The organism is Pseudomonas koreensis, from assembly GCF_024169245.1.
In the GTDB taxonomy this organism is placed as follows: Bacteria; Pseudomonadota; Gammaproteobacteria; order Pseudomonadales; family Pseudomonadaceae; genus Aquipseudomonas; species Aquipseudomonas koreensis_F.
In genome coordinates this window covers 195,526-220,296 of the sequence record NZ_JALJWP010000001.1, presented here as the reverse complement: position 1 = coordinate 220,296, position 24,771 = coordinate 195,526, and the positions used below count along the sequence as shown (strand labels likewise).

22 protein-coding genes and 1 other RNA gene are annotated in these 24,771 nt (G+C 59.2%); 15 read left to right on the top strand and 8 right to left on the bottom strand.

All coding sequences use genetic code 11. The annotated features are described in order from the left end of the window. Window positions 1–93: 93 nt before the first annotated feature. Window positions 94–5,076: a M10 family metallopeptidase C-terminal domain-containing protein gene (locus tag J2Y90_RS00970; RefSeq protein WP_253495804.1), complete on the bottom strand. Its 4,983-nt coding sequence runs from the start codon at window positions 5,074–5,076 to the stop codon at window positions 94–96. A 214-nt stretch (window positions 5,077–5,290) separates the two neighbouring features. Here J2Y90_RS00970 and J2Y90_RS00965 point away from each other — a divergent pair, with 214 nt between their 5' ends. Both J2Y90_RS00965 and J2Y90_RS00960 read left to right on the top strand, forming a co-directional pair. Then, window positions 5,291–5,935: an MBL fold metallo-hydrolase gene (locus tag J2Y90_RS00965; RefSeq protein ID WP_253495802.1), complete on the top strand. Its 645-nt coding sequence runs from the start codon at window positions 5,291–5,293 to the stop codon at window positions 5,933–5,935. A 120-nt stretch (window positions 5,936–6,055) separates the two neighbouring features. Beyond that, window positions 6,056–6,790, top strand: a complete 735-nt coding sequence (locus J2Y90_RS00960) for an OmpA family protein (RefSeq protein WP_253495800.1) — start codon at window positions 6,056–6,058, stop codon at window positions 6,788–6,790. 226 nt (window positions 6,791–7,016) lie between these two features. On the opposite strand, the gene J2Y90_RS00955 is transcribed toward J2Y90_RS00960, so the two are convergent. After that, entirely contained in the window at window positions 7,017–7,451 is a 435-nt protein-coding gene (locus J2Y90_RS00955) for a YhcB family protein (protein ID WP_042609742.1), read from the bottom strand. Between the two features lie 144 nt (window positions 7,452–7,595). On the opposite strand from J2Y90_RS00955, the gene J2Y90_RS00950 reads away from it, so the two are divergent. The 3 genes from J2Y90_RS00950 to zapE all read left to right on the top strand — a co-directional run bounded on the left by J2Y90_RS00950 (window position 7,596) and on the right by zapE (window position 10,790). After that, window positions 7,596–8,225 carry an alpha/beta hydrolase gene (locus J2Y90_RS00950; RefSeq protein ID WP_253505014.1) on the top strand — a complete coding sequence of 210 codons (630 nt, stop codon included), beginning with the start codon at window positions 7,596–7,598 and terminating at the stop codon, window positions 8,223–8,225. A 24-nt stretch (window positions 8,226–8,249) separates the two neighbouring features. Further along, window positions 8,250–9,605, top strand: coding sequence for a tryptophan--tRNA ligase (locus J2Y90_RS00945; protein ID WP_253495798.1), 1,356 nt, complete (start codon window positions 8,250–8,252; stop codon window positions 9,603–9,605). Between the two features lie 90 nt (window positions 9,606–9,695). Continuing rightward, window positions 9,696–10,790, top strand: a complete 1,095-nt coding sequence (gene zapE, locus J2Y90_RS00940; RefSeq protein ID WP_016773254.1) for a cell division protein ZapE — start codon at window positions 9,696–9,698, stop codon at window positions 10,788–10,790. A 181-nt stretch (window positions 10,791–10,971) separates the two neighbouring features. On the opposite strand, the gene J2Y90_RS00935 is transcribed toward zapE, so the two are convergent. Continuing rightward, a complete protein-coding gene (locus J2Y90_RS00935; protein WP_165839204.1) occupies window positions 10,972–11,868 on the bottom strand; it encodes a GlxA family transcriptional regulator in 897 nt (298 codons plus the stop codon). 249 nt (window positions 11,869–12,117) lie between these two features. On the opposite strand from J2Y90_RS00935, the gene J2Y90_RS00930 reads away from it, so the two are divergent. Next, window positions 12,118–13,254, top strand: a complete 1,137-nt coding sequence (locus tag J2Y90_RS00930; protein WP_101161947.1) for an acyl-CoA dehydrogenase family protein — start codon at window positions 12,118–12,120, stop codon at window positions 13,252–13,254. A gap of 102 nt (window positions 13,255–13,356) precedes the next feature. Here J2Y90_RS00930 and J2Y90_RS00925 read toward each other — a convergent pair whose 3' ends face one another. Beyond that, the gene (locus J2Y90_RS00925; RefSeq protein ID WP_253495796.1) at window positions 13,357–14,397 is read right to left on the bottom strand and encodes an NADP(H)-dependent aldo-keto reductase; all 1,041 of its coding nucleotides are present in this window, start codon (window positions 14,395–14,397) and stop codon (window positions 13,357–13,359) included. Window positions 14,398–14,641: 244 nt separating this feature from the next. Here J2Y90_RS00925 and rplM point away from each other — a divergent pair, with 244 nt between their 5' ends. The 7 genes from rplM (at window position 14,642) to J2Y90_RS00890 (ending at window position 19,530) form a co-directional block, all read left to right on the top strand. After that, complete coding sequence (gene rplM / locus J2Y90_RS00920; RefSeq protein WP_003228062.1) at window positions 14,642–15,070, top strand: 50S ribosomal protein L13; 429 nt, start codon at window positions 14,642–14,644, stop codon at window positions 15,068–15,070. A gap of 14 nt (window positions 15,071–15,084) precedes the next feature. After that, entirely contained in the window at window positions 15,085–15,477 is a 393-nt protein-coding gene (gene rpsI, locus J2Y90_RS00915) for a 30S ribosomal protein S9 (protein ID WP_003228056.1), read from the top strand. Window positions 15,478–15,749: 272 nt separating this feature from the next. Beyond that, window positions 15,750–16,343: a ubiquinol-cytochrome c reductase iron-sulfur subunit gene (petA, locus tag J2Y90_RS00910; RefSeq protein ID WP_007917031.1), complete on the top strand. Its 594-nt coding sequence runs from the start codon at window positions 15,750–15,752 to the stop codon at window positions 16,341–16,343. Continuing rightward, window positions 16,343–17,554, top strand: a complete 1,212-nt coding sequence (locus J2Y90_RS00905) for a cytochrome b (protein ID WP_253495794.1) — start codon at window positions 16,343–16,345, stop codon at window positions 17,552–17,554. The genes petA and J2Y90_RS00905 overlap by 1 nt, the downstream gene beginning before the upstream one ends. After that, the gene (locus J2Y90_RS00900) at window positions 17,554–18,336 is read left to right on the top strand and encodes a cytochrome c1 (protein ID WP_024014251.1); all 783 of its coding nucleotides are present in this window, start codon (window positions 17,554–17,556) and stop codon (window positions 18,334–18,336) included. Before J2Y90_RS00905 ends, J2Y90_RS00900 begins: the two co-directional genes overlap by 1 nt. 146 nt (window positions 18,337–18,482) lie before the next feature. Continuing rightward, a complete protein-coding gene (locus J2Y90_RS00895) occupies window positions 18,483–19,100 on the top strand; it encodes a glutathione S-transferase N-terminal domain-containing protein (RefSeq protein ID WP_007961620.1) in 618 nt (205 codons plus the stop codon). 16 nt (window positions 19,101–19,116) lie between these two features. Then, complete coding sequence (locus J2Y90_RS00890; protein WP_253495792.1) at window positions 19,117–19,530, top strand: ClpXP protease specificity-enhancing factor; 414 nt, start codon at window positions 19,117–19,119, stop codon at window positions 19,528–19,530. A 160-nt stretch (window positions 19,531–19,690) separates the two neighbouring features. Here J2Y90_RS00890 and J2Y90_RS00885 read toward each other — a convergent pair whose 3' ends face one another. The 4 genes from J2Y90_RS00885 to J2Y90_RS00870 all read right to left on the bottom strand — a co-directional run bounded on the left by J2Y90_RS00885 (window position 19,691) and on the right by J2Y90_RS00870 (window position 23,134). Continuing rightward, on the bottom strand, window positions 19,691–20,269 hold the full coding sequence (locus J2Y90_RS00885) for a BON domain-containing protein (RefSeq protein ID WP_024014250.1): 579 nt from the start codon (window positions 20,267–20,269) through the stop codon (window positions 19,691–19,693). Next, entirely contained in the window at window positions 20,266–20,859 is a 594-nt protein-coding gene (locus tag J2Y90_RS00880; RefSeq protein ID WP_253495790.1) for a phosphoheptose isomerase, read from the bottom strand. The genes J2Y90_RS00885 and J2Y90_RS00880 overlap by 4 nt, the downstream gene beginning before the upstream one ends. Window positions 20,860–20,960: 101 nt before the next feature. Then, the gene (locus J2Y90_RS00875) at window positions 20,961–21,323 is read right to left on the bottom strand and encodes a YraN family protein (RefSeq protein ID WP_016773265.1); all 363 of its coding nucleotides are present in this window, start codon (window positions 21,321–21,323) and stop codon (window positions 20,961–20,963) included. Then, on the bottom strand, window positions 21,323–23,134 hold the full coding sequence (locus tag J2Y90_RS00870; protein WP_253495788.1) for a penicillin-binding protein activator: 1,812 nt from the start codon (window positions 23,132–23,134) through the stop codon (window positions 21,323–21,325). Before J2Y90_RS00870 ends, J2Y90_RS00875 begins: the two co-directional genes overlap by 1 nt. Before the next feature lie 177 nt (window positions 23,135–23,311). Here J2Y90_RS00870 and rsmI point away from each other — a divergent pair, with 177 nt between their 5' ends. Both rsmI and rnpB read left to right on the top strand, forming a co-directional pair. Next, entirely contained in the window at window positions 23,312–24,217 is a 906-nt protein-coding gene (rsmI, locus tag J2Y90_RS00865; protein WP_253495786.1) for a 16S rRNA (cytidine(1402)-2'-O)-methyltransferase, read from the top strand. A gap of 73 nt (window positions 24,218–24,290) precedes the next feature. Further along, an RNA gene (rnpB, locus tag J2Y90_RS00860) (RNase P RNA component class A) lies at window positions 24,291–24,644 on the top strand. The last annotated feature ends 127 nt before the right edge of the window (window positions 24,645–24,771 follow it).

Below are 24,771 nucleotides of genomic sequence, written 5' to 3'. Positions count from 1 at the left end.
TTGCTGCCAAACCATAAAAAAGAACGCCCCGACAGGTCGGGGCGTTTTTTCGTGCGCCGTTCTGCATTGCGCAGAACGGTCAGTTCACTGCACTCAGGCCACAAGATCCTGGGCGGCGAATGTGTTCACGCCGATCAGATGAATCTCGAAATCCGCACCGGCATTGCCGGAGACGTTGCCCGATAGCACTTGATCGACAAAGCGCAGTTGACCGGCACCGGTGAAGTCGCCCGAACCGATAAAGGTGAAGGCATCAAGGCCGGCAGTGCCGAGATTGGCGTCAAAGGCCGACAGATCGATCTTGTCACCCTGCAGGCTGCTGAAGTCATAGATGACATCACGTTGGGCGCCTGTACCGACTTCGCTGATGTCGTTGAAGACAAACGTGTCGGCCCCGGTACCGCCAGTGAGCATGTCTGTGCCCAGACCACCGATCAAGGTGTCGTTGCCGGCGCCGCCATTGAGAACGTTGTTGCCATCGTTGCCGGTGAGCACGTTGTTCAGGGCGTTGCCGTAGCCCAGCAGGTTAGCGCTGCCGGTCAGTTGCAGGTTTTCGACATTGACGCCCAGAGTGTAGTTGATCGAGGAACGCACGGTGTCGATTTCGTTGACCAGGGTGCTGGTCTCGACCACCACGTCTCCAGCGTTATCGACCACATAAGTGTCATTGCCCAGACCGCCGATCAGGGTGTCGGCACCGGCACCGCCGTCGAGGATGTTGTTGCCGGCATTACCGGTGATCACGTTGCTCAGCGCGTTGCCGGTGCCGTTGATGTTGTCGGCGAAACGCAGTGTGAGGTTTTCCAGGTTCGCGCCCAGGGTGTAATTGGCCAGCGACGACAGCACGGTGTCGATTTCGGTCAGCGAGGTGCCGTTTTCGATGATCACGTCACCGACGTTGTCGACGAAATAGGTGTCGTTGCCGGCACCGCCGTCCATGGTGTCAGCACCTTCCTGACCGTTGAGGATGTTGCTGCCGTTGTTGCCGATCAGCACGTTGTCCAGATCGTTGCCGACCAGATACAGATCGCTGCTGCCCAGCAACTGGCCGTCCTCGACGTTGGCGGTCAGAGTGTAACTGATGTTACTCAGCACTCGGTCATGGCCTTCACCGATGGCCTCGTTCACTTTGTCGCCGGCGTTGTCGATCACGTAAGTGTCGTCGCCAGTGCCGCCGGCCAGCGTGTCTGCGCCGGCTGCGCCGTCCAGACGGTCGTTGCCGGCGCCGCCGTTCAGCGTGTCATTGCCAGCGCCGCCGAGCAGGTAGTTGTCCTGAGCGTTGCCTTGCACGGTGTAGTTGCCGGTGCCCATCAGCCAGACGTTTTCGACGTTGCCGAGGTTGGCCAGATTGAGGTTGACGGTGTTGTTCGAAGCCGTGGCGTTGTAGTAGATGCGCAGGGTGTCGCTGCCTTCGTTGGCATTTTCCTGGATCAGTGCCAGCTCGCCGCTTTGGTCGAGGTAGTAGGTGTCGTCACCGTCGCCACCGATCATGGTGTCCAACCCGGCGCCACCGTTGAGCACGTTGTTGCCGCTGTTACCGGTCATCACGTTGTTGAGAGTGTTGCCGTTGGCATTGAGGTTGGCCGTACCGATCAACACGATGTTTTCCAGATTGGCGCCCAGGCTGTAGTTGATCGAGGAGCGAACGGTGTCGATTTCGTTGGCCAGTGTGCTGGTCTCGACCACCACATCGCCGACGTTATCGACCACGTAGGTGTCGTTGCCCAGGCCGCCGATCATCCGGTCGGCACCCGCGCCGCCATCCAGAATGTTGTTGCCAGCGTTGCCCGTGATGACGTTGTTCAGCGCGTTGCCGGTGCCGTTGATATTGTCGGCGAAGCGCAGGGTCAGGTTTTCCAGGTTGGCGCCCAAGGTGTAGTTGGCGAGTGACGACAGCACCGTGTCGATCTCGGTCAGCGAGGTGCCGTTTTCGATGATCACATCACCGAGGTTGTCGACGAAGTAGGTGTCGTTGCCGGCACCGCCGGCCATGATGTCGGCGCCTTCCTGGCCGTTAATGATGTTGTTGCCGCTGTTACCGGTCAGCACGTTGTCCAGGCCGTTACCGACCAGGAACAGGTCGCTGGTGCCCAGCAATTGGCCATCTTCGATGTTGGCTGTCAGGGTGTAACCGACGTTGCTCAGGACAAGGTCACGGCCTTCGCCGCCCAGCTCGATGACCACGTCGCCGGCATTGTCGATGACATAGGTGTCGTCACCGCTGCCGCCGATCAATGTGTCAGCACCGGCCGCGCCATCCAGACGGTCGTTGCCGGCACCGCCCTGCAGCGTGTCCGCCGAGGCGCTGCCGAGCAGGTAGTTGTTCAGACTGTTGCCTTGCACGTTATAGCCGCCGGTTCCCATCAGCCAGACGTTCTCGACGTTGGTCAGATTGCCCAGGTTCAGGTTGACGAAGTTGGTCATCGGGGTGGCGTTGTAGTAGATGCGCAGGGTGTCGCTGCCTTCGTTGGCATTTTCCTGGATCAGTGCCAGCTCGCCGCTTTGGTCGAGGTAGTAGGTGTCGTCACCGTCGCCACCGATCATGGTGTCCAACCCGGCGCCACCGTTGAGCACGTTGTTGCCGCTGTTACCGGTCATCACGTTGTTGAGAGTGTTGCCGTTGGCATTGAGGTTGGCCGTACCGGTCAACACGATGTTTTCCAGATTGGCGCCCAGGCTGTAGTTGATCGAGGAGCGAACGGTGTCGATTTCGTTGGCCAGTGTGCTGGTCTCGACCACCACATCGCCGACGTTATCGACCACGTAGGTGTCGTTGCCCAAGCCGCCGATCATCCGGTCGGCACCCGCGCCGCCATCCAGAATGTTGTTGCCAGCGTTGCCCGTGATGACGTTGTTCAGCGCGTTGCCGGTGCCGTTGATATTGTCGGCGAAGCGCAGGGTCAGGTTTTCCAGGTTTGCGCCCAAGGTGTAGTTGGCGAGTGACGACAGCACCGTGTCGATCTCGGTCAGCGAGGTGCCGTTTTCGATGATCACATCACCGAGGTTGTCGACGAAGTAGGTGTCGTTGCCGGCACCGCCGGCCATGATGTCGGCGCCTTCCTGGCCGTTAATGATGTTGTTGCCGCTGTTACCGGTCAGCACGTTGTCCAGGCCGTTACCGACCAGGAACAGGTCGCTGGTGCCCAGCAACTGGCCATCTTCGATGTTGGCTGACATGGTGTAACCGATGTTGCTCAATACGCGGTCGTGGCCTTCGCCGACGCCTTCGATGATGACGTCACCGGCGTTGTCGATCACGTAAGTGTCGTCGCCGGTGCCGCCGGCCAGCGTATCTGCACCGGCTGCGCCATCCAGACGGTCGTTGCCGGCGCCGCCGTTCAGGTTGTCGCTGCCAGCGCCGCCGAGCAGGTAGTTGTCCTGAGCGTTGCCTTGCACGGTGTAGGTGCCAGTGCCCATCAGCCAGACGTTTTCAACGTTGGTGAGGTTGCTCTGGTTGAGGTCGACAATGGAATTCGAAGCCGTGGCGTTGTAGTAGACGCGCAGGGTGTCGTTACCCTCGCTGGCGTTTTCCTGAATCAGTCCCAGTTCAGCGGCCTGATCGAGGTAGTAGGTGTCATCACCACCACCGCCGATCATGGTGTCCACACCTGCGCCGCCGTTGAGCACATTGTTGCCGCTGTTGCCGGTCATCACGTTGTTCAGCGCGTTACCGTTGGCATTCAGGCTGGCCGTGCCGGTCAACTCAATGTTCTCGACGTTCGCGCCCAGGCTGTAGTTGACCGACGATTTGACGGTGTCGATCCCGCCACCCACTTCGTTGTTTTCAACGACGATGTCGCCGGCATTGTCAACGATGTAAGTGTCGTTACCACCGCCACCGATCAAGGTGTCGGCGCCGGCGCCACCGTCCAGGGTGTTCTGCCCCCAGTTACCGGTGATGACGTTGTTCAAGGCATTGCCGGTAGCCGTGAGGTTGCCGGTGCCCATCATCGTGAGGTTTTCGACGTTCGCGGTCAGCGTGTAATCGATATAACTGAGCACCGTGTCGATTTCGCTCGGCAGGGTGCTTGTCTCAATGACGGTGTCGCCGATGTTGTCGACGAAATAGGTGTCGTTACCGGTACCGCCCATCATGGTGTCCGCGCCGCCCCTGCCGTTGAGGATGTTGTCCAGGGCGTTGCCGATCAGGCTGTCATCGTTGTCACTGCCGACGGCATTTTCAATCTTCGCGCCGTAGGCGATGGCTAGGCCTTCGTTGAAGGCGGTCATGGTCTTGATATCGAGGAAGGCCTTGCCGATCTGACTGAAGGCACCCTCGTTGAGGTTGATACGCACGGCGTTCAACTGGTTGGTGGCGTCGATAGTGTCAACGCCGCCGGCGTCCCAAATGGTTTCAAAAACCGATTGATTGCTCGCCCAGGAATACGTGGTGTTACCGGCCTGCCATAAGGTGTTGGCGCCATACAGACTCTGGATGGCGAGGATATCCAGCAACATTGGGGTCGTTGGCTGATAGGAGTATGAGTCGTTGTAACTCATGACCGTGTAGCGAACGTCGTCCAGCGTTGCGTCCAGCACGGTGCTGTTGGTCGGGCTGGCGGCGAACGGATGCTTGAGGCCGACGGCATGACCGGTTTCGTGAACGAAGGTCAGGTAATCGTAGGAGCCTTGAACCGGATTGGCCTGGTTGGTCTCGGGGCCGATCCAGACGTCACCGGACTTGGGCGTGATGCCGGGCAGATAGGCCCAGGCCACGGTCCCGCTCTCCATCAGAGAATATCCGCCGAAGCGCAGATCGCCGACGTTGGTGATGGTGTCGGTGGTCTGGCTGAACTTGATGTTCGCCACGGCGCTCCACGCAGCCAGGGCACTGATAACGGCAACCTGCTGGTTAGCGGTCAGAGCGAAAACCGCGTTGTATTCGTTATCCGCGCTGTAATTGGTCGCGAAATACGAAGAAACCGGGTTGATGAAGCTGAAGGTCAACTCGGTGGGGGCACTCTTGTCATACCACTTGGTGCTTTCCCATTGAGTACCGGAAATCAGACTGTTGACGAGGGTATTGCCGGTCAACGATGAAGAAGTACTGTCGGTTGATTGAGTCGGGCGTGGCATGCGGATTTTCCTGGAAGGGCTGCGGCCTATCCTGGATGTGGCCGCTACAGAGGGCGATTTTGCAACAAAAACGTTACGCGTGACATCATATTGACACTATTTTTTTTGACTGGCCGACGCGTGGCACCCAGCAACGATGTATCGGCTGGTGGCATGGAATCCTGAGGTCGGCAAACGTATCCTGCGAACAATCCAATACCTTGCAGGAGTTCCCATGCACGCCGCCACGCCAGCGCTGATCCGTGAAACCTTCCCGGTCGGCCCGCTTCAGTGCAACTGCACCATCATCGGCGACGCACTCACAAAAAAAGCCATCGTCGTCGATCCCGGAGGCAACCCTGACCTGATCATGGCGCGCCTCGACGCTCATGGTCTGAAAGTCGTTAGCATCATCCACACCCACGCCCATCTCGATCACTTCCTGGCTTCCGGCCAAATGAAGGAGAAGACCGGCGCCACTTTGCATCTGCACAAGGAAGACCAGTTCCTCTGGGACAATCTGGAGATGCAATGCCAGATGTTCGGCGTGCCTTACACGCCCGTGCCATCACCGGACCGCTGGTTGAGCGACGATGAAGAGTTGGCTTGCGGCTGCGGTGTGGCATTGCATACGCCCGGACATACACCCGGTTCCATGAGCTTTTGGTTTTCCGAGGCTAAGCTGTTGATAGCCGGCGACACGTTGTTTCGTCGCGGGGTAGGGCGTACGGATTTGTGGGGCGGCGATCAGGCGACCATCGTGCGTTCGATCAAGCAGCGGCTGTACACGCTGGACGAAGACGCGACGGTTGTCACCGGGCACGGCCCGGACACGCGTCTGGGTGATGAGATGCGCGAGAATCCGTTTGTGCGTGCCTGAATTTTTTGTCACAAACGGCGGGCGGAATTTTCAGGCATTGTCATGATCCAACGCCGGCGCAGGTCCATTAGTTGATCAATGGCCGCTGCACCACAGAATGCAAAAAATCAGGAGCTCTCCATGTTCACCACGCGTCGTTTGATTATTGTCGCTACTGCCGTGGCCGTGCTGTCCGGCTGCGCCTCACCTAACCCGTATGACAATCAGGGTCAGGCCGACGGTGGCTCGCAAGGCATGAGCAAAACCGCCAAATACGGTGGCCTCGGTGCGCTGGCCGGTGCACTCGCCGGCGCCGCCATCGGTCACGACAACCGTGGCAAGGGCGCCTTGATCGGCGCTGCTGTCGTCGGTGCATCCGCTGCCGGCTACGGGTACTACGCCGACCAGCAGGAAAAGAAACTGCGCGCGAGCATGGCCAACACAGGTGTTGAAGTGCAGCGTCAGGGCGATCAGATCAAGCTGATCATGCCGGGCAACATCACTTTTGCCACCGATTCGGCGAACATCGCGTCCAGCTTCTATCAACCGCTGAACAACCTCGCCAGCTCGCTGAAAGAATTCAACCAGAACCAGATCGAAATCGTCGGCTACACCGACAGCACCGGCAGCCGCCAGCACAACATGGACCTGTCCCAGCGTCGTGCGCAGAGCGTGGCAACCTACCTGACCTCGCAAGGCGTCAGCGGTGCCAACCTGTCGGCACGTGGCGCCGGCCCGGATAACCCGATTGCCAGCAACGGCGACGTCAACGGCCGCGCGCAGAACCGCCGGGTCGAGGTCAACCTGAAGGCGATTCCGGGCCAGCAGTATGGCGGTCAACAGCAACAGCCGGGTACGGTGCAGCAGTATCCGTAAGCGATTGCCCTGATGAAAAATGCCCGGTCTTGTGATCGGGCTTTTTTTTGTGTCGCCTGTAGCGGCCCTTTCGCGAGCAGGCTCGCTCCCACAATTGAAATGCATTCCCCTGTGGGAGCGAGCCTGCTCGCGAAGAGGTCGGCAAGGGAAGCGAAAAGATTGCAGATACAAAAAAGCCCCCGGACACATCACTGTCCGGGGGCTTTTTGTTTGCAGCGAAGACTGCTTACTTCTTCAACCCGTAATGCTCATCGAGCATGCCCGGTGAGTTGGGATTCTTCGGCGCGTAGTCACGCGGGGGTTCCTGATCGCGCGGTGGCGTCAGGCGTTCGCGTGGAGCCTGCGCCGCGTCGGCGTGCAGGGCGGCGATCAGGCGCTGGCGGGTCTGCTCGTCCAGGGCCAGACGATTGGCGCCCTCGGCGAGATGATCCTGCACTTCCTGATAGCTCTGGGTCAGCTTTTTGACCAGCATCGCGGTGCTGTTGAAGTGCGTGACTACTTCGTTCTGGTAACTGTCGAAACGCTCCTGGATATCATCCAGTTGACGCTGCGTGCGGCTCGGTGCGGCGTTCGGCGCAACGCGCGCGATCAGGAATCCAATGGCGACACCCACAACCAGGGCAAGAGTCGGTAACAACCAAACTAAGAGCGAGTGTTCCACGAGTCCTTCCTCTATAAACGGCTTTGCTTTACGTTAACGGCTCGAACCTGCGCTGTATACCGCGATTCACTCGCAATAGATTGGCACAGACAATTTGCTAGACGAGTCGACCCGATTCGAGGTCACGGAGTTCCTCCCTTGCTGATGCGTGAAACCCCTGTAGTGATTGACGGCCCGGTGGGTCAACTGGAATCCCTGTACCTGGATAACGAGCAGCCGCGCGGCATTGCGCTGATCTGCCATCCGAACCCGGTGCAGGGCGGCACCATGCTCAACAAGGTCGTCTCGACCCTGCAGCGCACCGCGCGCGATGCAGGCCTGATCACCTTGCGCTTCAACTATCGCGGCGTCGGCGCCAGCCAGGGCACGCACGACATGGGCACGGGTGAAGTCGACGACGCCGAGGCCGCCGCCGCATGGCTGCGCGAAAAACACCCGGACCTGCCGCTGACCCTGTTCGGGTTCTCCTTCGGCGGATTTGTTGCAGCAAGTCTCGGCGGCCGCCTCGAAGCCCAAGGCGTGCAGCTTGCACACCTGTTCATGGTCGCCCCGGCGGTGATGCGCCTGGGCGAGCAGGATCAACTGCCGCAGCATGGCGCGTTGACCGTGATCCAGCCGGAAACCGACGAAGTCATCGATCCGCAACTGGTCTACGACTGGTCCGACAAACTCCCGCGCCCCCATGAGCTGCTGAAAGTGGCAGAATGCGGACACTTTTTTCACGGCAAGCTGACCGATCTCAAGGATCTGTTGCTGCCGCGTCTCTCGAATTGATTGCAGTCTGACAAGCGATTACCCATGACCAACCGTACCCGCATTCTCACCGGCATCACCACCACCGGCACGCCGCATCTGGGCAACTACGCTGGCGCGATTCGCCCGGCAATCCTCGCCAGCCGCGACAGCCAGGCCGATTCGTTCTACTTCCTGGCCGACTACCATGCCCTGATCAAATGCGATGACCCGCTGCGCATCCAGCGCTCGCGTCTGGAAATCGCCGCGACGTGGCTGGCCGGTGGCCTCGACGTCGATCGCGTGACCTTCTACCGCCAGTCCGACATCCCGGAAATCCCTGAGCTGACCTGGCTGCTGACCTGCGTCGCCGCCAAGGGCCTGCTCAACCGCGCGCACGCTTACAAGGCCTCGGTGGACAAGAACGTCGAAACCGGTGAAGACCCGGACGCCGGTATCACCATGGGGCTTTACAGCTACCCGGTACTGATGGCGGCGGACATTCTGATGTTCAACGCGCACAAGGTTCCGGTTGGTCGCGATCAGATTCAGCACGTAGAAATGGCCCGCGATATCGGCCAGCGCTTCAACCATCTGTTCGGTCAGGGCAAAGAGTTTTTCACGATGCCCGAAGCGCTGATCGAGGAAAGCGTGGCGACCTTGCCGGGCCTCGACGGTCGCAAGATGTCGAAGAGCTACGACAACACCATCCCGTTGTTCTCCAGCGCCAAAGAGATGAAGGACGCGATCTCGCGGATCGTCACCGACTCCAAGGCCCCGGGCGAAGCGAAAGATCCGGACAACTCGCACCTGTTCACCCTGTTCCAGGCCTTCGCTACCCCGGCGCAGGCTGACGAATTCCGCAGCGAACTGCTCGGCGGTCTGGGCTGGGGCGAGGCGAAGAATCGTCTGTTCCAGTTGCTCGACAACGAGCTGGGCGAGGCGCGCGAGAAGTATCACCAGTTGATCGAGCGTCCGGCGGACCTGGAAGACATTCTGCAGATCGGTGCGAAGAAGGCCCGCGCTGTTGCCACGCCGTTCCTCAATGAGTTGCGCGAAGCCGTTGGCCTGCGTTCTTTCGTCAAGCAGGTTCAGGTCGCCGCGACTACCAAGAAGAAAGCCGCGAAGGCTGCACGTTTCGTCAGCTTCCGTGAAGACGACGGCAGCTTCCGTTTCCGCCTGCTGGCGGCCGATGGCGAACAACTGCTGCTGTCGCGCAACTTCGCCGACGGCAAAACTGCCGGCCAGGTGACCAAACAGTTGCAGTCCGGCGAGTCGCTGGATGTGCGCACTGATGACCTGAGCTTCAGCGTCTGGCTGGCCGGTGAGTGCGTGGGCGACAGCCCGGCCTTCGCCGATGCTGCAGCGCGAGATGCCGCCATCGAGGCGTTGCGCGTAGCGCTGACCCCAGCGCAAGACTGACCGGCGGCACGACCCGACCAAGGGCCGATTGCCATTCCCACGGGCCGTCGCTACAGTGACGGCCCGTTTTTGTTGCCTTGCTAACGAATTATGACGCCCCTAGAACGATATCAAGCTGATCTGAAACGCCCGGACTTCTTCCATGACGCCGCGCAGGAAACTGCTGTGCGTCACTTGCAGCGTCTGTACGACGACTTGATCGCCGCCGACCAGAACAAGCCGGGTCTGCTCGGCAAGCTGTTTGGCAAAAAGGATCAGGCGCCCGTGAAGGGCCTGTATTTCTGGGGTGGCGTCGGTCGCGGCAAGACTTACCTGGTCGACACCTTCTTCGAAGCGCTGCCCTTCAAGGAAAAGACCCGCACGCACTTCCACCGCTTCATGAAGCGTGTACACGAAGAAATGAAGACCCTGGGCGGCGAGAAAAACCCGCTGACCATCATCGCCAAGCGCTTCGCGGCCGAGTCGCGAGTTATCTGCTTCGATGAATTCTTCGTCTCCGACATCACCGACGCGATGATCCTCGGCACGCTGATGGAAGAGCTGTTCAAGAACGGCGTGACCCTGGTCGCGACCTCGAACATCGTGCCGGACGGTCTGTACAAGGATGGCCTGCAGCGCGCGCGCTTCCTGCCGGCCATTGCGCTGATCAAGCAGAACACCGAGATCGTCAACGTCGACAGCGGCGTCGATTATCGTCTGCGTCACCTCGAGCAAGCCGAGCTGTTCCACTATCCGCTCGACGAAGCCGCCCACGAAAGCCTGCGCAAAAGCTTCAAGGCACTGACGCCGGAATGCACCGCCGCGGTCGAAAATGACGTACTGATCATCGAGAACCGCGAAATCCGTGCGCTACGTACCTGTGACGACGTGGCCTGGTTCGACTTCCGCGAACTGTGCGACGGCCCGCGCAGCCAGAACGACTACATCGAGCTGGGCAAGATCTTCCACGCCGTGCTGCTCAGCGGCGTCGAGCAGATGAGCGTGACCACCGACGACATCGCCCGGCGCTTCATCAACATGGTCGACGAGTTCTACGACCGCAACGTCAAACTGATCATTTCTGCCGAAGTCGAGCTGAAGGATCTGTACACCGGCGGACGCCTGACCTTCGAGTTCCAGCGCACGCTGAGCCGCCTGCTGGAGATGCAATCCCACGAGTTTCTGTCGCGGGCGCACAAGCCTTAAGCGGAATTTCGGTAAAAAAAAGGGCCTGCGATTGCAGGCCCTTTTTTGTGCGCTGAGGTTTTTCCCTGTGGGAGCGAGCCTGCTCGCGAAGGCGGTGTGGCAGCCAACAATTTTGTTGAATGTGAAACCGAATTCGCGAGCAGGCTCGCTCCCACATTGGAATTGCGCTGTTGCAGGAAAATTATGCCGCCTGCTGAAACTGCTGCCGATACTGGTTCGGCGACAGTTCGGTGTGCTGGCGGAACAGTCGCGCGAAGAAGCTTGCGTCGTCGTAACCGACCTCATAACTGATGGTCTTGATGCTTTTGCGTGTGCCCGAAAGCAAACCCTTGGCGGTCTCGATGCGCAAGCGCTGCAAGTAGTGCAGCGGCTTGTCGCCGGTGGCGGTCTGGAAGCGGCGCATGAAGTTGCGGATGCTCATGCCGTGTTCACGGGCGACGTCCTCGAAGCGGAACTTGTCGGCGAAATGTTCTTCGAGCCAATGCTGGATCTGCAGAATGATCACGTCCTGGTGCAGCTTCTGCCCGCCGAAACCGATGCGCCCCGGCGAATAGCTGCGCTGCACCTCGTAAAGGATGTCGCGGGCCACGGCCTGCGCCACGTTCGAGCCGCAGAAGCGTTCGATCAGATAGATGTAGAGGTCACAGGCCGAGGTGGTGCCGCCGGCGCAATAGAGGTTATCGGCATCGGTCAGATGCTTGTCCTGATTCAGATAGACCTTGGGAAAGCGCTCGGCGAAGGCATTGAAGAATCGCCAGTAGGTGGTCGCTTCCTTGCCATTGAGCAGGCCGGCCTCGGCGAGCCAGAACACTCCCGTGGCTTCGCCGCATAACACCGCGCCGCGAGCATGCTGTTCACGCAGCCACGGGAGGATCTGCGGATAACGGCTGCACAGCGTGTCGAAATCGTCCCAGAACGCCGGGAGGATGATCACATCGGCGTTTTCCAGGCCGCCGTCGACTGGCATGACTACATCGCTGAAGCTTTTTACCGGTTTGCCATCCGGGCTGACCAGGCGCGTTTCGAACGCTGGTGTCAGGCCATGGCCCAGTTGTTTGCCATAACGCAGGCTGGCCACATGGAAAAAATCCTTGGCCTGCATGAGGGTGTAAGCGAAAACCCGGTCGATGGCCAGGATGCTGACGCGCCGCAAGGGCGGGGAGACGTGCTTGGACATAATTCAACTTTTGTTTTGTTTTTATAAGGGAAAGTGGTCACCAGACGGCTGGATCGTCTTATTTTTTGTCGGATGTGTCCAGTGTCGCGTAGCGGGAGTCGGGCTTAGTCTCTGAATGCCGTATCCCTCCAACAAAAACAAAGGTGCCGCATGATCCCCAGAACCCTGTTCAGCTCAGAGCACGAATTGTTCCGCGACAGCGTACGAACTTTCCTCGAAAAAGAGGCCGTGCCGTATCACGCGCAATGGGAGAAGCAGGGGCACATCGATCGCGCACTCTGGAACAAGGCCGGGGAGGCAGGGATGCTCTGTTCGCATCTGCCGGAGGAGTATGGCGGGCTGGGCGCGGATTTTTTGTACAGCGCCGTAGTGATTGAAGAAGTCGGGCGCCTGGGCCTGACCGGCATCGGGTTTTCGCTGCACTCGGATATCGTCGCGCCGTACATCCTGCATTACGGCAGCGAAGCGCTGAAGCACAAATACCTGCCGAAACTGGTCTCGGGCGAAATGGTCACGGCGATCGCCATGACCGAGCCTGGCGCCGGCTCCGACCTGCAAGGGGTGAAAACCACGGCGGTGCTGGACGGTGATGAATATGTGATCAACGGCTCGAAAACCTTTATCACCAACGGCTTTCTGGCTGACCTGGTGATCGTGGTGGCCAAGACAGATCCCAAGGCTGGGGCCAAGGGCACCAGTCTGTTTCTGGTGGAAGCGAATACGCCGGGCTTCGAGAAGGGCAAGCGCCTGGAGAAGGTCGGCATGAAAGCGCAGGACACTTCGGAATTGTTCTTCCAGGACGTGCGCGTGCCGAAGGAAAACCTTCTCGGACAGGCGGGGGCCGGCTTCGCCTATCTGATGCAGGAGTTACCGCAGGAGCGTCTGACCGTGGCCATCGGTGGTCTGGCTTCAGCCGAAGCGGCGCTGCAATGGACGCTGGATTACACCCGCGATCGCAAGGCGTTCGGCAAGGCGATTGCCGACTTCCAGAACACCCGCTTCAAACTGGCCGAGATGGCTACCGAGATTCAGATCGGCCGGGTCTTCGTCGACCGCTGCCTGGAGCTGCACCTGCAAGGCAAACTCGATGTGCCGACTGCGGCAATGGCCAAGTATTGGGGCACCGACCTGCAATGCAAGGTGCTCGACGAATGCGTACAACTGCATGGTGGCTACGGCTTCATGTGGGAATACCCGGTGGCCCGGGCGTGGGCGGATGCGCGGGTGCAGCGGATCTATGCCGGCACCAATGAAATCATGAAGGAAATTATTGCGCGGTCGCTTTGAGTTCGAGGCGCCTAACAGACCGCTATCGCGAGCAGGCTCACTCCTACATTTTGGAATGCGTTCCCTTGTAGGAGTGAGCCTGCTCGCGATTGGATCTATGAATCAAGGCGCAGGGTTCGGATGATCCTTGTGAATCGCCTCGATCCCGGCCAGCACTTCATCCGACAGTTTCAGATCAAAACTGGCAATGTTGCTGTCCAGCTGTTCCAGCGTGGTCGCGCCGATGATGTTGCTGGTCACGAACGGTTGTTGCGTCACGAAGGCCAGGGCCATTTGCGCCGGATCCAGACCGTGCTCACGGGCCAGTGCCACATAACGGCTGCACGCCGCTTCCGATTGCGGGTTGAAATAGCGACTGAAGCGGCTGTAGAGGCTCAGGCGGCCTTTCGGTGGACGGGCGCCGCCCTCGTACTTGCCGGAGAGGAAGCCAAACGCCAGCGGTGAATAGGCGAGCAGGCCGCACTGTTCGCGAATGGCGATCTCCGCCAGACCGACTTCGAAGCTGCGGTTGAGCAGGTTGTACGGGTTCTGGATCGACACCGCACGCGGCCAGCCCCGGGCTTCGGCCAGAGCGAGAAAGCGCATGGTGCCCCACGGCGTCTCGTTGGACAGACCGATGTGGCGAATCTTGCCGGCCTTCACCTGCTCGTCGAGCGCTTCGAGGGTGTCTTCCAGTGGCGTCAGATTCGCTTCGATCTTGTGCTTGTAGCCCAGCTGTCCGAAAAAGTTGGTGCTGCGTTCCGGCCAGTGCAGTTGATACAGATCGATGTAATCGGTCTGCAGGCGCTTGAGACTGCCGTCCAGTGCCTCGGTGATGTGCTGGCGGTTGTGGCGCAGGTTTTTATCGCGGATGTAGTCGATGGTGTTGCCGGGGCCGGCGATCTTGCTGGCGAGGATCCAGTCGGCACGGTCACCGCGACGCTTGAAGTAATTGCCGATGTAGCGCTCGGTGGTGGCGTAGGTTTCGGCTTTCGGCGGCACCGGATACATTTCAGCGGTATCGAGGAAATTGATCCCGGCTTCCTTGGCCCGTTCGATCTGGGCGAAGGCTTCAGCTTCAGTGTTTTGCTCGCCCCAGGTCATGGTGCCGAGGCAGATTGCACTCACGTTCAGGTCGGTACGGCCTAGCTGGCGATAGTCCATCGGGTGCTCCTTGGGCAAAACAATCATAAAAGCAGGTTGAAAAATTTTTCGCAATCTGCATAATTGCCGACCTCTTTCTGCAGTGGAAGTGATGCGCCGCCGCCGAAGAATCTTGCCGTTGAACGGACGCGCCGACCCGAGCCCCCGAAAGCGTCTGTATCCGGCTGCCTTTGACTTGTCAAAGTACGCACTATTCAGTAAGATCCGCCGTCTTATTTACAGGCGGCCCCTGAGGCTATAAAGAATGAAAACTTTTACTGCTAAACCGGAAACAGTAAAGCGCGACTGGTTTGTCGTCGACGCTGCTGGTCAGACCCTGGGTCGTCTGGCCACCGAAATCGCGAGCCGTCTGCGTGGCAAGCACAAGCCTGAGTACACTCCTCACGTTGACACCGGCGACTACATCGTCGTCATCAACGCCGAGCAGATCCGTGTTACCGGCGCTAAAACCACTGACAAAATGTACTACTCCCACTCCGGTTTCCCGGGCGGCATCAAGTCGATCAACTTTGAAAAGCTGATCGCCAAAGCCCCTGAGCGCGTGATCGAGACCGCGGTTAAAGGCATGCTGCCTAAAAACCCACTGGGTCGCGACATGTACCGTAAGCTGAAAGTCTATGCGGGCGCTGCACACCCTCATACTGCTCAGCAGCCCCAAGAACTGAAGATTTAACGGAATAGTTCATTATGTCGGCGACTCAAAATTACGGCACTGGCCGTCGCAAGACCGCAACCGCACGCGTTTTCCTGCGTCCGGGTACTGGTAACATCTCCATCAACAACCGTTCGCTGGATAACTTCTTCGGCCGCGAAACTGCCCGCATGGTAGTTCGTCAGCCGCTGGAGCTGACCGAGACTGTCGAGAAGTTCGACATCTACGTCACCGTGATCGGCGGTGGTGTAAGTGGTCAGGCTGGCGCAATCCGCCACGGCATCACTCGCGCTCTGATGGACTACGACGAAACCCTGCGTAGCGCTCTGCGCAAAGCTGGCTTCGTTACCCGCGACGCCCGTGAAGTTGAACGTAAGAAAGTTGGTCTGCGTAAAGCGCGTAAGCGTCCGCAGTACTCGAAGCGTTAATTCCGCTTCCACGTTCAAAAAGAACGCCCGCCTCCTCACGGAAGCGGGCGTTTTTTTATGCCTGCGATTTATCAAAGAATTGCGTTGTGACAACTTGCCACAGCCGTAGACCCCCTATACTCCAAGGCTTGAGGGGCTGAGCTCCGGGGAATTAACCTTGTCAGAATTGGGGGTTTTCATTACCATTCGGGCAAAATTTTTATAAGTAACATTTGATTTATTTAGTAGACGCCTGATTTAACAGGCCAAAAAAGCTGATGGGAGAGGACTGAATGAGCAATGACGGCGTGAATGCAGGCCGGCGTCGCTTCTTGGTGGCAGCCACATCCGTGGTGGGTGCTGCAGGAGCGGTGGGGGCTGCGGTCCCGTTCGTGGGGTCATGGTTTCCCAGTGCCAAGGCGAAAGCTGCCGGTGCACCGGTGAAAGTGAATGTCAGCAAAATCGAGCCAGGCCAGCAAATGATTGCTGAGTGGCGCGGCCAGCCGGTGTTCATTGTCCGCCGTACCGAGGAAATCCTGGGGAATCTCAAGAAGATCGAGGGTCAGCTCTCCGATCCGACCTCCAAAAACTCCACGCAACCCACCTATGTCGACCCGGAAGTACGCTCGATCAAGCCGGAAATTCTGCTGCTGATCGGGATCTGTACGCACCTGGGTTGCTCACCGACCTTCCGTCCCGAAGTGGCACCTGCGGATCTGGGCAAAGACTGGGTCGGCGGCTATTTCTGCCCGTGCCACGGTTCCCACTACGATCTGGCTGGCCGCGTCTACAAGTCGCAACCTGCGCCTTTGAACCTGCCAGTTCCCCCGCATTCCTATGAGACCGATGACCTGATTGTCATTGGCGTCGATACGGAGAAAGCGTGATGAGCAAGTTCATGGATTGGGTTGATGCGCGCTTTCCTGCAACCAAGATGTGGGAAGACCATCTCAGCAAATATTACGCACCTAAAAACTTCAACTTCTTCTATTTCTTCGGCTCGCTGGCGCTGCTGGTGCTGGTCAACCAGATCGTTACCGGTGTCTGGCTGACGATGAGTTACACGCCGTCGGCAGAAGAAGCCTTCGCTTCCGTCGAATACATCATGCGCGACGTCGAGTACGGTTCGATCCTGCGTCTGCTGCACTCGACCGGCGCCTCGGCGTTTTTCATCGTGGTTTATCTGCACATGTTCCGCGGCCTGCTCTACGGTTCGTACCAGAAACCGCGCGAGCTGGTCTGGGTGTTCGGCATGCTGATCTACCTGGCGCTGATGGCCGAAGCGTTCATGGGTTACCTGCTGCCGTGGGGCCAGATGTCGTACTGGGGCGCCCAGGTGATCATCTCGCTGTTCGGTGCGATTCCGCTGATTGGCGATGACCTGACCCAGTGGATTCGTGGTGACTACCTGATCTCCGGAATCACCCTGAACCGCTTCTTCGCCTTGCACGTTGTCGCATTGCCGATCGTGATTCTCGGTCTGGTGGTGCTGCACATTCTGGCGCTGCACGAAGTGGGTTCGAACAACCCTGACGGCGTCGACATCAAGAAGTACAAAGACGAAAACGGCATCCCGCTGGACGGCATCGCGTTCCACCCGTACTACACGGTGAAGGACATTGTCGGCGTTGTGGTGTTCCTGTTCATCTTCTGCTCGATTGTGTTTTTCTTCCCGGAAATGGGCGGCTACTTCCTCGAAAAACCGAACTTCGAGCAGGCGAATGCATTCAAGACACCTGAACACATTGCGCCGGTCTGGTACTTCACGCCGTTCTACGCGATCTTGCGGGCGATCCCGGACAAGCTCTTGGGCGTTGTCGCCATGGGCGCGGCGATTGCGGTGCTGTTCGTGCTGCCCTGGCTGGATCGCAGTCCGGTGAAATCGATGCGCTATAAAGGCTGGCTGAGCAAAATCTGGCTGGTGGTGTTCTGCATTTCCTTCGTGATTCTCGGCGTTCTCGGCGTTCTTGCGCCAACGCCGGGCCGCACGTTGCTGTCGCAGGTTTGCACCTTCCTGTATTTCGCCTACTTCATTCTGATGCCGTTCTACACCCGGCTCGAGAAGACCAAACCGGTACCGGAAAGGGTGACTGGCTGATGAAAAAGTTATTTCTTGCTCTGATTTTTGCTGCGCTGCCTTCCCTGGTTTTTGCTGCCGAGGGCCATGGTCCGGAACTGGAAAGTGTCGATATCGATGTCTCCGATAAAGCCGCCCTGCAGGACGGTGCGCGCACTTTCGCCAACTATTGCATGGGCTGTCACAGCGCCAAGTTCCAGCGTTACGAGCGCGTCGCCGATGACCTCGGCATCCCGCACGAATTGATGCTGGAGAAGCTGGTGTTCACTGGCGCCAAGATCGGCGACCATATGAACATCGGCATGCAGCCGGCCGACGCCAAGACCTGGTTCGGTGCAGCGCCACCCGATCTCACACTGGTAGCGCGGGTGCGCGGAACCGATTGGCTCTACGGTTACCTGAAGTCGTTCTACGAAGATCCGGCGCGTCCATGGGGCGTGAACAACAAGGTCTTCCCGAACGTCGGCATGCCTAACGTGCTGGTCGGCCTGCAAGGTCGTCAGGTGGTCGGCTGCAAACAGGTGCAGATCGTCGAGGACGGCAAGAAACAATACGATCCGCTGACCGGCACGCCGCTGACCCATGAAGCGTGCGATCAGTTGACCATCGTGCCGAAGTCCGGTGCTCTGAACGAAGAGCAGTTCGATGAGAAGGTCAAGAATCTGGTAACCTTCCTGGCTTACTCGGCTAACCCGGTTAAGCTGCAACATCAGCGCATCGGTACTTATGTCTTGCTGTACCTGGCGTTCTTCTTTGTGTTCGCCTATCTGCTCAAGCGTGAATACTGGAAAGACGTGCACTGATACGCTTCAAGCATTGCTGTTAATCGCGCGCGCCCAAGGGCGCCTCCGCTAAAGCAGGATCTGCTCAGTCAGACCCTGCGGGAGGTGCCCTCTGGGCGCGCGCGTTTTTCCGGTTCCGACAAATTCAACAAGCGAGGAGGATCGCCATGGGCGTGACCAATCGGTTGGCCTGTTACTCCGACCCCGCCGACCACTATTCCCACCGAGTGCGCATCGTGCTTGCAGAGAAGGGTGTCAGCGCCGAAATCATTTACGTGGAGGCCGGCCGCCAGCCGCCTAAACTGATTGAGGTGAACCCTTACGGCAGTCTGCCGACGCTGGTCGATCGTGACCTGGCGTTGTGGGAGTCGACCGTGGTGATGGAGTATCTGGATGAGCGTTACCCGCACCCGCCGCTGATGCCGGTTTATCCGGTGGCGCGGGCCAACAGCCGTCTGCTGATTCACAGGATTCAGCGTGACTGGTGCGGGCTGGTGGATCTGATTCTGGATCCCAAGAGCAAAGAGGCTGCACGGGTCGTAGCGCGCAAGGAATTGCGTGAAAGCCTGACTGGCGTTTCGCCGTTGTTCGCCGACAAACCGTTCTTCCTCAGTGAGGAACAAAGTCTGGTGGATTGCTGCCTATTACCCATACTCTGGCGTTTGCCGATTCTGGGTATTGAACTGCCGCGGCCGGCCAAGCCGCTGCTTGATTATATGGAGCGTCAGTTTGCGCGTGAGGCTTTCCAGGCGAGTCTGTCTGGTGTCGAACGCGATATGCGCTAAGGCTTAAGGAGCCGCTATGAACTCCAGTCGACCTTATCTGGTCCGCGCGCTCTACGAGTGGATTGTGGATAACGATTGCACCCCGCACATGCTGGTCAACTCCGAGTACCCGGCGGTGCAGGTGCCACAAGGCTTTGCCAGTGACGGGCAGATCGTCCTGAACATCTCGCCGAGTGCTGTGCGTCATCTGCACATGGACAACGACGTGGTGACGTTCGAAGGCCGCTTTGGCGGTGTTCCGCACAGTCTGTACGTGCCGATCAGCGCGATTCTGGGTATCTATGCCCGGGAGAACGGCCAGGGCATGGTGTTTGACCTCGAGTTGCCGATGGATGACGAGGAAGACATCGACCCGGATGACGACACGCCGCCACCGGGCAGCGAGCCACCGCGCCCAAGTGGCCGGCCGAGTTTGAAGGTTGTGAAATAAAAAAAGGCGATCCGGATGGATCGCCTTTTTTATGCCTGCGTTGGCGGTGTAGGAGCTGCCGGAGGCTGCGATCTTTTGATCTTTTGATCTTTAGAAGCAAGATCAAAAGATCGCAGCCTCGTTGCACTCGTCAGCTCCTACGCGCTCCTGCGTAGGCAGGTCAGTCGATGTATTCGAACAGCTTCACGATTTTCTGCACGCCGGACACACCCTGAACCAGATTGGTTGCCTGAGTGGCTTCCTGTTTGGTCAGCAGGCCCAGCAGGTAGACGATGCCGTTCTCGGTCACGACCTTGATGCGCGAGCCGGGGATGCTGGCGTCGGTGAGCATCTGGGTCTTGATCTTGGTGGTCAGCCACGCGTCGTTCTGACGAGCGAGCAGGGAGGACGGTTGCAGCACTTGCAGCTCGTTGTGCACTTTCTTCACGCGCTGCACATTGGCGGCAGCCTGTTCAGCCTTGGCCTTGAGGTCTTCGCGTGGTGTCTGGCCGGCAAGCAGGACGACGCCGTTGAAGCTGGTGATGACGATGTGCGAATCGTTGTCCAGCGCCGGGTCGGCCTTGGCGATGTTCACGCCCGCTTTGGTTTCGATCAGCGAGTCGTCGATCTTGCTGCCGAAGGTGCGCGTGCCACGGTCGTCTTCGATCGGCGCTTCACGGCTGGCATTTACCACCGAGGTGCAGCCGCTGATGCCGAGGCACAGGGTCAAGGCCAGAAGGCCAAGGCGATTAGGGGTCATTCTTCACTCCCGAACAGTTGGCTGTCGATCAGATCGCAGAGGCAATGGATCGCCAGCAAGTGGACTTCCTGAATACGTGCAGTGACGTTGGCCGGTACGCGAATCTCTACGTCCTCGGGCAACAGCAGCGACGCCATGCCGCCGCCATCGCGTCCGGTCAAAGCTACGACAATCATTTCGCGATCATGTGCGGCCTGGATCGCTTGAATAATGTTCGCCGAGTTGCCGCTGGTCGAAATCGCCAGCAACACATCGCCGGTCTGACCGAGGGCGCGGATCTGTTTGGAGAACACTTCGTTGTAGCTGTAGTCGTTGGCGATCGAAGTGATCGTCGAAGTATCGGTGGTCAGCGCAATCGCCGGCAGGCTCGGACGTTCGCGCTCGAAGCGGTTGAGCAGCTCCGAGGAAAAATGCTGGGCGTCGCCGGCCGAGCCACCGTTGCCGCACGAGAGCATTTTGCCTTCGTTGAGCAGGGCGTTGACCATGATCTGGCTGGCTTGCTCGATGTGCGGTGCAAGTACGTCCATCGCCTGTTGCTTGGTGTCGATACTGGCCTGGAAAAGCTGGCGAATTCGGGATTGCATGTCCATCTGTGTGACCTTAAGTGGCGCGGCTGTTCGGCACGTGAATGTGCAGCCGGCAAAGCAAAGAGCAAAATGTGTCGGACGAAAACAGGGCAGGCTGCAGGCGATCAACTGTCGAAAGCATTCTGCAACCAGTTCAGCTGATTCGGGTGGCTGTCGATCGCCACCACATCGAAGCGGCAGGGGGAATTGGCCCAACGCGACTCGCGCTGAAGAAAATACTGTGCTGCAAAGATCAGTTTCTGCTGCTTGCGCTCGTCGATACTGGCGAGCGCGCCACCCCATTGAGTGTTTTTTCTGTAGCGAACTTCAACGAATACTACTGTATCGCCATCAAGCATGACCAGATCAAGCTCGCCGCGTTTGCATAACCAGTTCTGCGCCAACAGGCGCAGCCCTTGTTGTTGCAGATGTTCGAGCGCCTGGCGCTCGGCATCCTTGCCGCTTTGCGAGCGTGACCGGTCGGGCATCAGCGCGGCGTGTCCGGCAGACGCTGCACCTGACCGCTGACGAACTGCGCCCAGGGCAACTGACGTACAACGCGCTGGGTCTGGGTCATGCCGAGGCTGCCCGACTGACCTTCGATGCGGCTGTCCGGCAGCGCCTTGAGCTGGCCCAGTCGCGGTGCCAGACGATAGGCGTCAGCGCCCATGGCGTACAGGCGACCGAGGCTGCCATTGGCTTGCGGCCATTGCGCGGTGACTTGCTGGCGCAGCGGATCGCTGGTTTCCAGCAGCCAAGGGGTTTCGCAGAAGCGAATGCCGTTCATGTCGTTGTACTGGTTGACGTCGCCGCTGGCGCTGTACACATGAGAGGTCGCGTAAACCGGAACGTCACCAGCGTACTGGAAGTTCAGGGTCGGCTTGATCTGCTGGGCCTGTTGCGGCGTAGCGGCGAGGAAGATGAATTCGATGTCCTGACGACGCGACGGCTGCGCGGCGACATTGGTGCCAGCAACATTCTGCAGGCTCTTGGCGCGGGCTTCGCTCTGACGCAGCTGGAACATGTCGGCGATCTGCTGGGCCAGTTGCACCGGCTGATCGACACGTTCAGTGGCAACGATGCTGCCGCCATTGGCTTGCCAGTCCTGGCTGAACGCGCGCAGGACGCGGTCGCCCCATTCGCCCTTCGGCACCATGATCGCGGCGCGGTGCAGGCCATCGGCGCGGGCGCGACGGGAGACTTCGCGAGCTTCGTCTTCAGCCGCCAGACCGAACTGGAACAACTGTGCCGGACCTTGCTCGCCTTCGCTGTAATTCAGCGCCAGGGTGGTGATCGGCAGTTGCGGGCGGGTGCTCAGTTGCTTGACCAGCGGTTTTTCCAGCGGGCCGACCACCAGTTGCACGCCGTCAGCCTGGGCCTTGCGATAGAACTCGTCCATCGAGGTCAGCTTCGAGCTGTCGTAGAACTCAATGGCAGGTGGGTTCTGCCCGGCCTGTTGCGCCTGATAGTGCGCGGCCATGAAGCCTTCACGCAGCGCTTTGCCGACCGACGCCAGTTGGCCGTCCTGTGGCAGCAGCAGGGCGATTTTGCTCAGTGGCTGGCTGGCCAGTTCCTTGAGTTTGGTCAGCGGCTGCGGCAGGTTGATTGCGGCCGGGTGCTTTGGATTCTGCGCGCGCCAGTTGTCGATTGCGGCTTGTTGCTGTTCCAGCGTGCCTGCGGTTTTCACCGCTTGCGCCAGCGCCATCCAGCCGCCGAGATCGTCGGTGTTGTTCGGTTGCAATTGATCGGTTGGCAGCGACGCGATCAGGGTCCAGATCGCTTCGTGGTTCTTGCTCGCCGCTTCGCCTTCCAGCATCGGTGCGATGAACACGCGTTCGCGAGCGGCGGCCAGTGTCTGGCCATCGGCTTCAAGGGCGCGGGCGTGAACGGTGCCGGTGCGTACTTGCTGCTCTTCTGGCATCTCACCGAGCTTCTGCAAGCTTGGATGGCTCAGGGCAGTCAGCGCGGCTTTCGGCTGATTGCGCGTCATGGCCAGTTCGGCGGACAGCGTGTTGGCGAAAATCTGCTGGCCCGGCTTGAGTTGCTCCACCGGCACTTGTTGCAGGATTTGCGCGGACTGGCCGGCATTGCCCTGGCGATAAGCCTGGTCTGCCGCGCTCAGGCGTAGCAGGGCGGCTTGTTCCGGGGTTTTAGCCTGGGCGGCCTGTTCGAGCAGTTGCTCGATGCTGGCGTCCGGAGTCCGTGGAAGTTCGCCAAGGCTGGAGGAAGGGGAGCTGGCACAAGCGGCCAATAAGGCAGCGAGGCAGAGGGCAGTGAACAGCCGCAGGCAAGCGATCATGTAAGTGTTCCTGATACTCGATCAAATTAGCGTGGAATTGTACCCAAGCACTGGCCGGGGCGCGATGTTACTGGCGTGAATCGGTCAATTTAGCTGGGGTAAATGTTGCGCAAGCGTACAACCGTGGGAAAAACCGCGTTCGGCTGGAGCGCACCGCCAACCTCGTGACGCGCTACAATGGCAGCTTTTACCGATCACGAGGTGTGCGCTTTGACTGCTCCAGGTCCTTTGAATTCCGCTGCTGGCTCGCTTTATGTGGTGGCGACGCCCATCGGCAACCTGGACGACATCAGCGCCCGGGCCCTGAAGATCCTGCGTGAAGTGGCATTGATCGCGGCGGAAGACACACGGCACTCGGCGCGCCTGATGCAGCACTTCGGCATCGGCACGCCACTGGCGGCGTGTCACGAACACAACGAACGGGATGAGGGTAGCCGCTTTATCACCCGGCTGCTGGCGGGGGACAACGTGGCGCTGATTTCCGATGCCGGCACGCCGCTGATCTCCGATCCGGGTTATCACCTGGTCCGTCAGGCCCGTGCGGCCGGCATTAGTGTGGTTCCGGTACCGGGTGCCTGCGCGTTGATTGCGGCGCTGTCGGCGGCGGGATTGCCGTCCGACCGTTTTATCTTCGAAGGTTTCCTGCCGGCAAAGTCGGTCGGGCGCAAGGCACGTCTGCAAGCGGTCAAAGAAGAACCGCGCACGTTGATCTTCTATGAGGCGCCGCATCGCATTCTCGAATGCTTGCAGGATATGGAAGCGGTGTTTGGCGGCGAGCGTCAGGCTTTGCTGGCGCGGGAAATCACCAAAACCTTCGAAACCCTCAAAGGCCTGCCGCTCAGCGAGCTGCGCGCTTTCGTCGAGTCCGACAGCAATCAGCAGCGCGGCGAGTGCGTGGTGCTGGTGGCTGGGTGGACCGCGCCGGAGTCGGAGGACGCGGTCAGCAGCGAAGCCATGCGCATCCTCGATCTGCTCCTGGAAGAAATGCCGCTCAAGCGCGCCGCCGCACTGGCAGCGCAAATCACCGGCGAGCGCAAAAACGTGCTTTATCAAGTGGCGCTGGATAAGCAGAAAGGCGTGTAAGCCGTCGCCCATGGCGCTCTGGAGGGTTTTAGCGCTTGTTCTTCCGGCGCTCTGCCGTTAACCTTCGCGGCGGAGAGTCGATCGGACAGTCGCTGCCCTCTATGAAAATTAGGGGGGGGAGGAAAGTCCGGGCTCCATAGGGCGAAGTGCCAGGTAATGCCTGGGAGGCGTGAGCCTACGGAAAGTGCCACAGAAAATAACCGCCTAAGCGCGCAAGCGCCGGTAAGGGTGAAAAGGTGCGGTAAGAGCGCACCGCACGTCTGGCAACAGTTCGTGGCTAGGTAAACCCCACTTGGAGCAAGACCAAATAGGGTCCCAAGGCGTGGCCCGCGCTGGGACCGGGTAGGTTGCTAAAGATGTCCAGTGATGGCCATCGTAGACGAATGACTGTTCAAGACAGAACCCGGCTTACAGATCGACTCTCCATCTTTTTCTTTCCCTGCTTGAAACAAAGAAGACGCGGCTGTGTAATATCAGCCGGCCAGGTCTGAAATTCCGGCAGCGGCAAACGCGGTAATAGCCTTTTCCCACCTTGCTTCAATCAACAGCCGAAG

Excerpts from the sequence above, each read along its gene's own strand:
- J2Y90_RS00970 (WP_253495804.1), bottom strand. The coding sequence starts at position 5,076 with ATGCCACGCCCGACTCAATCAACCGACAGTACTTCTTCATCGTTGACC.
- J2Y90_RS00965 (WP_253495802.1), top strand. The coding sequence starts at position 5,291 with ATGCACGCCGCCACGCCAGCGCTGATCCGTGAAACCTTCCCGGTCGGC.
- J2Y90_RS00960 (WP_253495800.1), top strand. The coding sequence starts at position 6,056 with ATGTTCACCACGCGTCGTTTGATTATTGTCGCTACTGCCGTGGCCGTG.
- J2Y90_RS00950 (WP_253505014.1), top strand. The coding sequence starts at position 7,596 with ATGCGTGAAACCCCTGTAGTGATTGACGGCCCGGTGGGTCAACTGGAA.
- J2Y90_RS00945 (WP_253495798.1), top strand. The coding sequence starts at position 8,250 with ATGACCAACCGTACCCGCATTCTCACCGGCATCACCACCACCGGCACG.
- zapE (WP_016773254.1), top strand. The coding sequence starts at position 9,696 with ATGACGCCCCTAGAACGATATCAAGCTGATCTGAAACGCCCGGACTTC.
- J2Y90_RS00930 (WP_101161947.1), top strand. The coding sequence starts at position 12,118 with ATGATCCCCAGAACCCTGTTCAGCTCAGAGCACGAATTGTTCCGCGAC.
- J2Y90_RS00925 (WP_253495796.1), bottom strand. The coding sequence starts at position 14,397 with ATGGACTATCGCCAGCTAGGCCGTACCGACCTGAACGTGAGTGCAATC.
- rplM (WP_003228062.1), top strand. The coding sequence starts at position 14,642 with ATGAAAACTTTTACTGCTAAACCGGAAACAGTAAAGCGCGACTGGTTT.
- rpsI (WP_003228056.1), top strand. The coding sequence starts at position 15,085 with ATGTCGGCGACTCAAAATTACGGCACTGGCCGTCGCAAGACCGCAACC.
- petA (WP_007917031.1), top strand. The coding sequence starts at position 15,750 with ATGAGCAATGACGGCGTGAATGCAGGCCGGCGTCGCTTCTTGGTGGCA.
- J2Y90_RS00905 (WP_253495794.1), top strand. The coding sequence starts at position 16,343 with ATGAGCAAGTTCATGGATTGGGTTGATGCGCGCTTTCCTGCAACCAAG.
- J2Y90_RS00900 (WP_024014251.1), top strand. The coding sequence starts at position 17,554 with ATGAAAAAGTTATTTCTTGCTCTGATTTTTGCTGCGCTGCCTTCCCTG.
- J2Y90_RS00895 (WP_007961620.1), top strand. The coding sequence starts at position 18,483 with ATGGGCGTGACCAATCGGTTGGCCTGTTACTCCGACCCCGCCGACCAC.
- J2Y90_RS00890 (WP_253495792.1), top strand. The coding sequence starts at position 19,117 with ATGAACTCCAGTCGACCTTATCTGGTCCGCGCGCTCTACGAGTGGATT.
- J2Y90_RS00885 (WP_024014250.1), bottom strand. The coding sequence starts at position 20,269 with ATGACCCCTAATCGCCTTGGCCTTCTGGCCTTGACCCTGTGCCTCGGC.
- J2Y90_RS00880 (WP_253495790.1), bottom strand. The coding sequence starts at position 20,859 with ATGGACATGCAATCCCGAATTCGCCAGCTTTTCCAGGCCAGTATCGAC.
- J2Y90_RS00875 (WP_016773265.1), bottom strand. The coding sequence starts at position 21,323 with ATGCCCGACCGGTCACGCTCGCAAAGCGGCAAGGATGCCGAGCGCCAG.
- J2Y90_RS00870 (WP_253495788.1), bottom strand. The coding sequence starts at position 23,134 with ATGATCGCTTGCCTGCGGCTGTTCACTGCCCTCTGCCTCGCTGCCTTA.
- rsmI (WP_253495786.1), top strand. The coding sequence starts at position 23,312 with ATGGCAGCTTTTACCGATCACGAGGTGTGCGCTTTGACTGCTCCAGGT.